Source organism: Algoriphagus aquatilis, assembly GCF_042657405.1.
Taxonomy (GTDB): Bacteria; Bacteroidota; Bacteroidia; order Cytophagales; family Cyclobacteriaceae; genus Algoriphagus; species Algoriphagus aquatilis.
Genome location: NZ_JBHSKS010000017.1, coordinates 59652 through 67707, shown reverse-complemented (window position 1 = coordinate 67707; position 8056 = coordinate 59652). Strand labels below are relative to the sequence as shown.

The window sequence follows — 8056 nt, the reverse complement described above, 5'->3', positions numbered from 1 at the left end:
TGAGCTGTACTTTAGTCGGATAACCCATATCTAGTCTAATAACTAGATACAATATCCATAAAAAAAGGCCATAACTCCAAATTATGACCTACTTTTTTTCATCGACTAGTAAAGAGCCAAACATCAGGACCTGTCAGGTTTCGAAAACCTGACAGGTATTTTTTTTCATCATTTCAGAAGGCGAACCCATCCTTCTAAATGAGTTAAAAACTTGATTTGGTTAAAAAAAGATAAAGCCTATGCTACTATGGAAGGCCAAAACCAGAAACCTGTTAATTTTCAAGTCAAAGAACCCAAATCCTCTGATGCTTTCCCTTTCCGGTTTTGAAAAAAAATACCCTTCAGGTTTCGAAGTAGTCATCCCGCAGCTAGATCTACCGCAAGGAATTCACCTGATTTTGGGGGGAAATGGGTCGGGAAAATCCACTTTGCTCAAAGCCTTGGCGGGTATTCATCCTGCAAATGGAAGGGTAGAATTGAATGGTGTTTCCCTTTTTGATCAGCCGTTGGAGTACCGAAGGAAAATCGGATTTGCGCCTGCAGAACCGACTTTCCCAGAGTTTTTAAACCTCCACGACTTAATTGCTTTTGTAGCAAAAGCTAAACAGGCTTCGGTAGCGGAAATATCCGAACTGAAGGCAGTATTTGAGGTGGAAGATTTCTTGTCTTTTCCCATCGGCGGCTACTCTTCGGGCATGTTGAAAAAATCCGCCCTGTTGTTAGCGTTTATGGGACAGCCCGAATTGATCATTTTGGATGAGCCATTTACCACCATCGATGCCCAAACCCAAGCGCAACTCGTCAGGCTGATCTGCCAACGAGCCAAGGAAGGAACTGGATTTCTGACCACCTCCCACCAATCCGGTCCCATCGAATTATTACCTTTGACGAGCGTGCTGCACATGCGTTCGGGAAAACTAGCCACTCATGAATAAAGTGGCCATCCTCACATTTGTTCGCCCCTTTTATCAAAAGACGCTAGGCTTTTGGGCGGTGATCTTGCTTGTGGGAGGTGTACTCATGGAAGCGAAGCAACACGTGCTTTTGGGTCGATTTCTGTTTAAAAATCCTGTTGCCTTTGGGATCGTTCCTGTTTTGCTTCTTTTCTTCAGTTTGATTCATCTGCGAATTCAGCAGGACCTTCTCAGGAGAATGGATTACCTGGTTTTTCATCAACTTGGCCTCTTTCCCAAAAAGGAACTCAGACTGTTTTGGAGCCAAATCATTCTTTCAAACTACAGTCCCATCCTGACCTATTTTCTATTCTTAAGTTATTTTGCCTGGGAGCAAAAGGCCTTCGATCTTGGCCTTTATTTATGGATGAGCACCTTGATTTTACTGGGGTTTACCTATTGGAAAATCAGACAAACACTTCACCATCCCTTGAATGAGGTCCTCGTCACAAGGCCCGCATTCCGGTGGGCTTTTCCGAGATTTACTTGGATCTTGCTTTCCCTAAGACAACACAGACCGATTTTGGTTTTGCTGACCAAGGCTGGCGGGCTCCTGTTGCTCAATGGTTTTTTCTATTCTTTCCAATCTGGAGGTTATGACTGGCGGTGGCTTCAGTTTGGCGTTTTGTGCGTAGCCTACGTCCAACTCCCCTTGATTTTTGAGAAATCGGAAAAAGAACTCACACAACAAAGTTGGACGTTGGCCTTGCCACTATCCTGGAAGAACAAACTGGCCTACCAAATGGGAAGCTTGATCCTGTTGATTATTCCGGAAATGTTTTTCTTAGGTTGGAAAGGAATTCCATCGGAAAACCCAGAAAACTTGGTGTTGGCAATTTTACTTTTAGTATTTATTTCCTCCTTGCAATTGTTGGTTTATAGAAAAAAGGAAAGTTCAAGCTTCCCGAATTTGGCAGCGGGAATGTTTTTCGGGTTGTTCTTAGCCATCATTTTTAGTGTGCCTTGGTTGATATTTGTATTTGGAGTTTCATTCCTTTTTATCCATCAGTCCAATAGAGCCTTTGGATATTAATCTGCTGTTTTTTTCTTTTTGAAGCAGTCTGAAGACTGCATACAAGAAGGTCCAAGCCTGCCTACCGGAAGGCAGGTCAAAAGACTTAAACCAATCGGCCATGCAACCCTTAGAGGGTTGTTTATTCGAACTCATTAAAAACCACATAGTCACCTAGAGGTGCATAGCAGGTAAATCAATCACTATGTTACCTATGCGTCTATGTGGTTCAAAACCCTTCCCCTAAAATCTTCCTTATTCCTACCAAAGATTGAGACTTTGGGTTTTGATTGAAGTTTTTTGACCTGACCAGTCTAAAAACTGCATACAAGAAGGTCCAAGCCTGCCTACCGGAAGGCAGGTCAAAAGACTTGAACCATTCTTGGATTTGAACTCATAAAGTTTTTCTACGGCTCTGCGATGAAAATTCAAATTTGAAATCAGCATCCTATTGTATCCCTTTGTGGCAATTGCCTTTGCTTTTCCAAACCCTTTTTCTATTTTCACACTTTGAGACAATAGAACCAAAACCTATGAACAAACATTTTCAAATTATCCTCTTTGCTTTTTTGCTGAGCTTCTCAGTACAAGCGCAAGAAGCCCTTTTCAGACCGCAAAACATCATTTCGCCTGAAATCCACGCTGACAATTCGGTCACCTTCCGACTCTTTGCACCCAATGCCAAAGAGGTGCAGGTGACTGGGGATTTTCTTCCATCTGTAAAAATGGATACCCCCATGGGCCAAATGGATGGACCCGGCAAAGCTACCCTGACCAAAGATGACAAGGGAGTTTGGTCATTGAAGACTCAGTCCCTGAATCCTGAGCTTTACAACTACTCCTTCATCATCGATGGATTTTCAACTACCGATCCGAGCAATCCATTTCTGATTCGTGATGTGGCCTCAGCTACCAACATTTTCATCATCGGAGGTGGACATGCAGACCTGTTCAAAACCAATGACATTCCTCACGGATCAGTCACCCGCAGATGGTACGAATCTCCGGGTTTGGGCATGGATCGCAGAATCACGATCTACACTCCTCCGGGATATGAAAAATCCTCCGAATCCTATCCAGTCCTATACCTCCTCCATGGTGCAGGTGGCGACGAGGAGGCGTGGATCAATCTTGGGCGTACTGCTCAAATCATGGACAATCTGATCGCTCAAGGTAAAGCCAAGCCCATGATCGTGGTGAAGCCAAACGGAAACGTGATCCAGGATGCAGCCCCTGGAGAAGGAAATCAAAACTTCTACAAACCCCAATTCATGATCCCAAAAACCATGGATGGCACCTATGAGGGTGCTTTCGGTGACATCATCAAATTTATCGAGAGCAACTATCGGGTAAAGGCCAACAAAGCAAACCGAGCCATTGCGGGCCTTTCCATGGGTGGATTTCATACGTTGCACATTTCCAGATATCATCCCAATACCTTTGACTACATGGGTCTATTCTCTGCGGCCATTATGCCAAGAGAAGACGCCACCGGAAAAGTGTATAGCAACTTTGACCAAACGCTGAAGGCACAGATGGACAATGGCTATAAACTGTATTGGATAGCAATTGGTAAAACGGATTTCCTATACAAAGCCAATCAGGAATACTTGGAAAAACTGAAAGGCAAGAATATGCCACATGAATACTTGGAAAGTGAAGGAGGACACATCTGGAGAAATTGGAGAGTGTATCTGACCCAATTTGCCCCTCGTCTTTTCCAATAACCTATAAACTCTTTACCCTATGAAGTTTTCCTATTTATTCAAAAGCTTGGCTCTTTTGCTCCTTTTGGGGGTTTCAGACCATGTAAAAGCCCAGGAAATCAGCGCCATGTCAGCGCCCCGGGTGGTATCTCCTGAAGTCAATGCCGACAATTCGGTGACGTTTCGCATTCTGTCGGAAAAAGCAAACGAAGTCACACTCAACGGCAGCTGGATGGGATTTCGAGAAACTCTCCCTCTCGTCAAGGGAGAGCAGAGTGTTTGGTCGGTGACCATTAATCCCCTGCCCTCCTCCATGTACCATTACAATTTCTTCATCGACGGAGTGGCAGCGATCGATGTCACCAATCCACATGCCTTGCGGGACGGTACCCGATATGCCAGTTTACTGATGGTGCCTGGAGAGGGTTCTTCTGTTTTCCAACTCAACGACACTCCGCATGGCAACATTGCTCAAGTTTGGTATCCTTCCCCAACTTTGGGAACCAACCGCAGAATGTACGTCTACACTCCTCCGGGATATGATTCAGGCAAAGAATCCTATCCGGTCCTTTACCTTCTTCATGGAGCGGGAGGAGACGAGGATGCCTGGTCTTCTTTGGGTCGAGCAAACTTGATTTTGGACAACCTGATTGCATCCGGAAAGGCCAAACCTATGATTGTGGTCATGACCAATGGCAACGCCTGGCAAACATCCACCCTTCGTCAAATCCCCGGACTCCCTACCCCAACCCGAGAGACTTTCGCTCAGTTTCAGGGCAAGTTTGAAAAGAGTTTGGTGGAAGACGTCGTGCCTTACGTCGAGAAAAACTTCCGTGTCAAGGCTGACAAAGACCACCGCGCCCTAGCCGGACTTTCTATGGGTGGAGGTCACACAATTACCGCTTCCATTACTTATCCGGGTACCTTTGGCTACATTGGCGTTTTCAGCAGCGGGATTTTTGATGCCAATGCGGATATGGCAGAGATGGAGAAAAAATTCACTGCTTTGAAAGCCAGTGGAGTTCACAAATACTGGGTTGCCTGCGGCAAAGAGGATTTTGTGATGGATTCCAACAAGAGGCTCTTAAGTGTCTTGGACAAAACAGGTTTCAAACACGACTATTTCGAAAATGAAGGAGGCCACACTTGGGCCAACTGGAGAACCTACCTTTCCATGTTTGCTCCCATGCTGTTCTAAATGAATTTAACCAAATACCTATAACCAAGTAGTGCGAAAGCGCAGTCCAAGTTGGATTGCGCTTTTTTTATAGACTACCTTTTTTGAATTCCTCTGCTGCAAAATTGGCCGCCCGTGCAGTCAATGCCATATAAAGCAAAGATGGACTTTGATTTCCTGTACTGGTCATACACGCTCCATCAGTGACAAAGACATTGTTGCAGGCATGAAGCTGATTCCATTCGTTTAGCATGGAGTTTTCCGGCGAGCTACCCATTCGGGCCCCTCCCATTTCATGAATATCCAATCCCGGGGCCTGCCCAGAATCTCTGGCTGCAATATTTTTTACCCCAGCCTTTAGCAACATTTCCTGAGCTTGAGTGAGGAAATCCTTCAGCATGTTTTCATCATTCTGATCGTAACCAACCGATACCACCAACTGGGGAATCCCAAAAGGATCAGTTTCGGTTTCGCTCAAACGGACATGATTTTCAAACTTGGGAATGGTTTCCCCCTGCATGTACATGTACACGTGCCAGTTGCCTAGCTCTGATTGTGCTTCTTTAAACGCAGCGCCAAATGACGGATTGGACATTTCCTTTCCCCTACCTCTCCAAGCGCCCGAGAAAACGGTGTAGCCTCCGACAAAATCCAGATTGGGATCTTTTCCTCCCAGATTCCGGAAATTGGCCAGGATGGGTTCAGTAGGATTTCGCCCGAAATAATACTTGTCCTGAAACTGATCCAACTCACCGGAAACCCATCCTCGGTAATTGTGAAAAGCTACATAGCGACCCAAAAGACCGTGGTCATTTCCTAGTCCATTGGGAAAGCGGTTGGATTTGGAATTGAGCAAAACCGAAACAGAATTGAGTGCGGAGGCATTCAGAAAAATAATTCGGGCTTTGAATTCATGGATTTCCTTCGTCTCCGCATCGATGATTTTCACGCCGGAAGCTTTGCCGCTTTCTTCATCATATATCACCGAATGAACCACCGAATGCGGTCTGATAGTCAAATTACCCGTTCGCTCTGCCCAGGGCAAGGTGGAGGAAACCGAACTGAAATATCCTCCAAACGGACAGCCCCTCATGCACATATTTCTGGCCTGACATTGTCCTCGGCCTTGTTGTAGGTGAATTTCCTGAGGATCAGTCAAGTGAGCCCATCGGGCATGAACCAAATGCCGATCGGGATAGTTTTCCCGGATTTTTTGACTGATATATTCCTCCGCACAATTGAACGGAAAAGGCTTCATGAATTCCCCATCAGGCATGGCTTCAATTCCATCTTTGGAACCGCAGACACCGATAAATTTTTCTACATGGGAATACCAAGGAGCTACTTCTTCATACCCAATCGGCCAGTTCATTCCATAGCCCTGCACTTCCGGAGCTTTGAATTCATGCGCACTCCAGCGCTGTGTAGCCCGTCCCCAAGTCAACGATTTCCCACCGACTTGATAGCCTCTGATCCAGTCAAAAGGCTTTTCCTGCACATAAGGATGATCTTTGTCCTGAATAAAAAAATGCTTGGTCTCCTCTCCAAACCCCGCGGCCTTACTGATCAACGGATTTTCCTTTAAATATTCCTGAGTCACCCTTCCCCGGTGCGGCACTTCCCATGGTTTCAAATGGGCTGTAGGATAGTCTTGGTTGTGGACCACGGATCTGCCCCGCTCCAAAACCAGCGTTTTAAGGCCTTTCTCACAAAGTTCTTTGGCGGCCCAGCCTCCGGAGATTCCTGAACCGATCACGATGGCATCGAAGGTGGTTTGCATAAAATTGAAGAGGAGAAATTAAGCGAATAGGGATTGGAATTCGATATTCTAAAAATTCTTAAAATTTTCTATCTCTTTGTGCATAGAATTTAAAATCTTCATTTACTTTGCGACACAAAGTACTTTTGAAATGAAAAAACCTGAGCAAGAGTTAGCCGAAATTAAGTCCATGATGGAGCGAAGCACACGCTTCCTGTCACTTAGTGGACTGGCAGGTGTATTGGCAGGGATCTATGCCTTCATCGGTGCAGGTATCGCGTGGTACTGGATCTATTTTCCAAGCACTTCATACGGTACAGGTACTGAACCGATGAGTACCCAGGATCTTCGAATCAGCCTTCTTGGTGTAGCGATGACCGTTTTGGTGTTGGCAATTGGATCGGCTTACCTACTAAGTCAAAGCAAAAGCCAAAAGAAATCAGAGCAGTTTTGGACGCCCGCAAGCAAACGATTCCTCTTCGCGTTGTTTATCCCTGTCGTATCAGGAGGCTTGTTTTCCTTCGCCTTAATTCATGAAAATGCCTATCAGCTAATCGCTCCAGCTACCTTGATTTTCTATGGATTGGGATTGATCAATGCGTCTCATTTCACCTTGGGAGAGATCAAAAATCTAGGGATCGGGCAGTTAGTTTTGGGAGTCATTGCCGCGTTCTTTCCTCAATTTGGGCTTCTTTGCTGGGCCTTAGGCTTTGGAATTTTGCATGTGATCTACGGATCCATGATGTATTACAGATACGATAGATAAGGTGGAGGGAATCTACGATAAGGCTTTCGAAAATGTGGTCAGGCTCCGCATCATGTCCATCCTCATGGTCAATGATCGGTTTGACTTCAATTCCTTCAAAGAACTCTTGGATGTCACTGACGGCAACCTTGCCTCGCACCTGCGCTACTTGGAAAACGCCGAATACATTCAGGTGGAGAAATCTTTCACAGGACGAAAGCCTTTGACCAACTATTCCTCCACCATAGCAGGCAAAAAAGCCTTTCAAGATCACTTGAACTTTCTCGAAAATTTGATCAAGCAAAACAAACCCTAAAAAAATTTACTCATTCACTTTGAATTACAAAGTACTTTCAAATAAACAAAACCATGAATCACTCTGAAAAATCCTCAAAATTTCAGCTGAAAGACCTCCTACTTCCGGCTATTCTCGGCGGGAGCATTCCGTTTGCCTTACTTTCCTTTATCATTCTTACCAAAGAAGATGTCTTCGAATCTTGGATGTATTTCCCACTTCTGATCATTCCGTCAGGAGGAGCTGCAGGCGGAGCATTCTTTTACCTGATGGGATTCCATTGGTTTCCCAAAGGAAATCAAAAACTGATCGCCGTAATCTTCAGCACCTTGCTCTACTTCGTTGCCTTGTGGATGAGTTCGGTGATGGCATTTGCAATAACCGGTCACTGGAACTAAATCTGAAACTC

The 8056-nt window shown here is 45.2% G+C and carries 8 protein-coding genes; 7 read left to right on the top strand and 1 reads right to left on the bottom strand.

Features of this window, described 5'->3' with window-relative positions; all coding sequences use genetic code 11:
* Positions 1 to 305 precede the first annotated feature (305 nt).
* From ACFPIK_RS16480 to ACFPIK_RS16465, 4 genes are all read left to right on the top strand, one after another.
* Positions 306 to 935 (top strand): ABC transporter ATP-binding protein, encoded by a 630-nt coding sequence (locus ACFPIK_RS16480; RefSeq protein WP_377917261.1) that lies wholly within the window; start codon positions 306 to 308, stop codon positions 933 to 935.
* Positions 928 to 1986, top strand: a complete 1059-nt coding sequence (locus tag ACFPIK_RS16475; RefSeq protein ID WP_377917259.1) for a hypothetical protein — start codon at positions 928 to 930, stop codon at positions 1984 to 1986. Before ACFPIK_RS16480 ends, ACFPIK_RS16475 begins: the two co-directional genes overlap by 8 nt.
* Before the next feature lie 512 nt (positions 1987 to 2498).
* Complete coding sequence (locus ACFPIK_RS16470; protein WP_377917257.1) at positions 2499 to 3692, top strand: esterase; 1194 nt, start codon at positions 2499 to 2501, stop codon at positions 3690 to 3692.
* A gap of 19 nt (positions 3693 to 3711) precedes the next feature.
* Positions 3712 to 4869: an alpha/beta hydrolase gene (locus ACFPIK_RS16465; protein WP_377917255.1), complete on the top strand. Its 1158-nt coding sequence runs from the start codon at positions 3712 to 3714 to the stop codon at positions 4867 to 4869.
* A gap of 67 nt (positions 4870 to 4936) precedes the next feature.
* Here ACFPIK_RS16465 and ACFPIK_RS16460 read toward each other — a convergent pair whose 3' ends face one another.
* Positions 4937 to 6628, bottom strand: coding sequence for a GMC oxidoreductase (locus tag ACFPIK_RS16460; protein ID WP_377917253.1), 1692 nt, complete (start codon positions 6626 to 6628; stop codon positions 4937 to 4939).
* Between the two features lie 130 nt (positions 6629 to 6758).
* On the opposite strand from ACFPIK_RS16460, the gene ACFPIK_RS16455 reads away from it, so the two are divergent.
* Genes ACFPIK_RS16455 through ACFPIK_RS16445 form a run of 3 tightly spaced genes read left to right on the top strand, consistent with a single transcriptional unit; the run spans position 6759 to position 8045 of the window.
* Positions 6759 to 7373: a hypothetical protein gene (locus ACFPIK_RS16455; protein WP_377917251.1), complete on the top strand. Its 615-nt coding sequence runs from the start codon at positions 6759 to 6761 to the stop codon at positions 7371 to 7373.
* Position 7374: 1 nt separating this feature from the next.
* Positions 7375 to 7668 (top strand): winged helix-turn-helix domain-containing protein, encoded by a 294-nt coding sequence (locus ACFPIK_RS16450; protein WP_377917249.1) that lies wholly within the window; start codon positions 7375 to 7377, stop codon positions 7666 to 7668.
* Between the two features lie 53 nt (positions 7669 to 7721).
* Positions 7722 to 8045: a hypothetical protein gene (locus tag ACFPIK_RS16445; protein ID WP_377917247.1), complete on the top strand. Its 324-nt coding sequence runs from the start codon at positions 7722 to 7724 to the stop codon at positions 8043 to 8045.
* Positions 8046 to 8056: the final 11 nt, after the last annotated feature.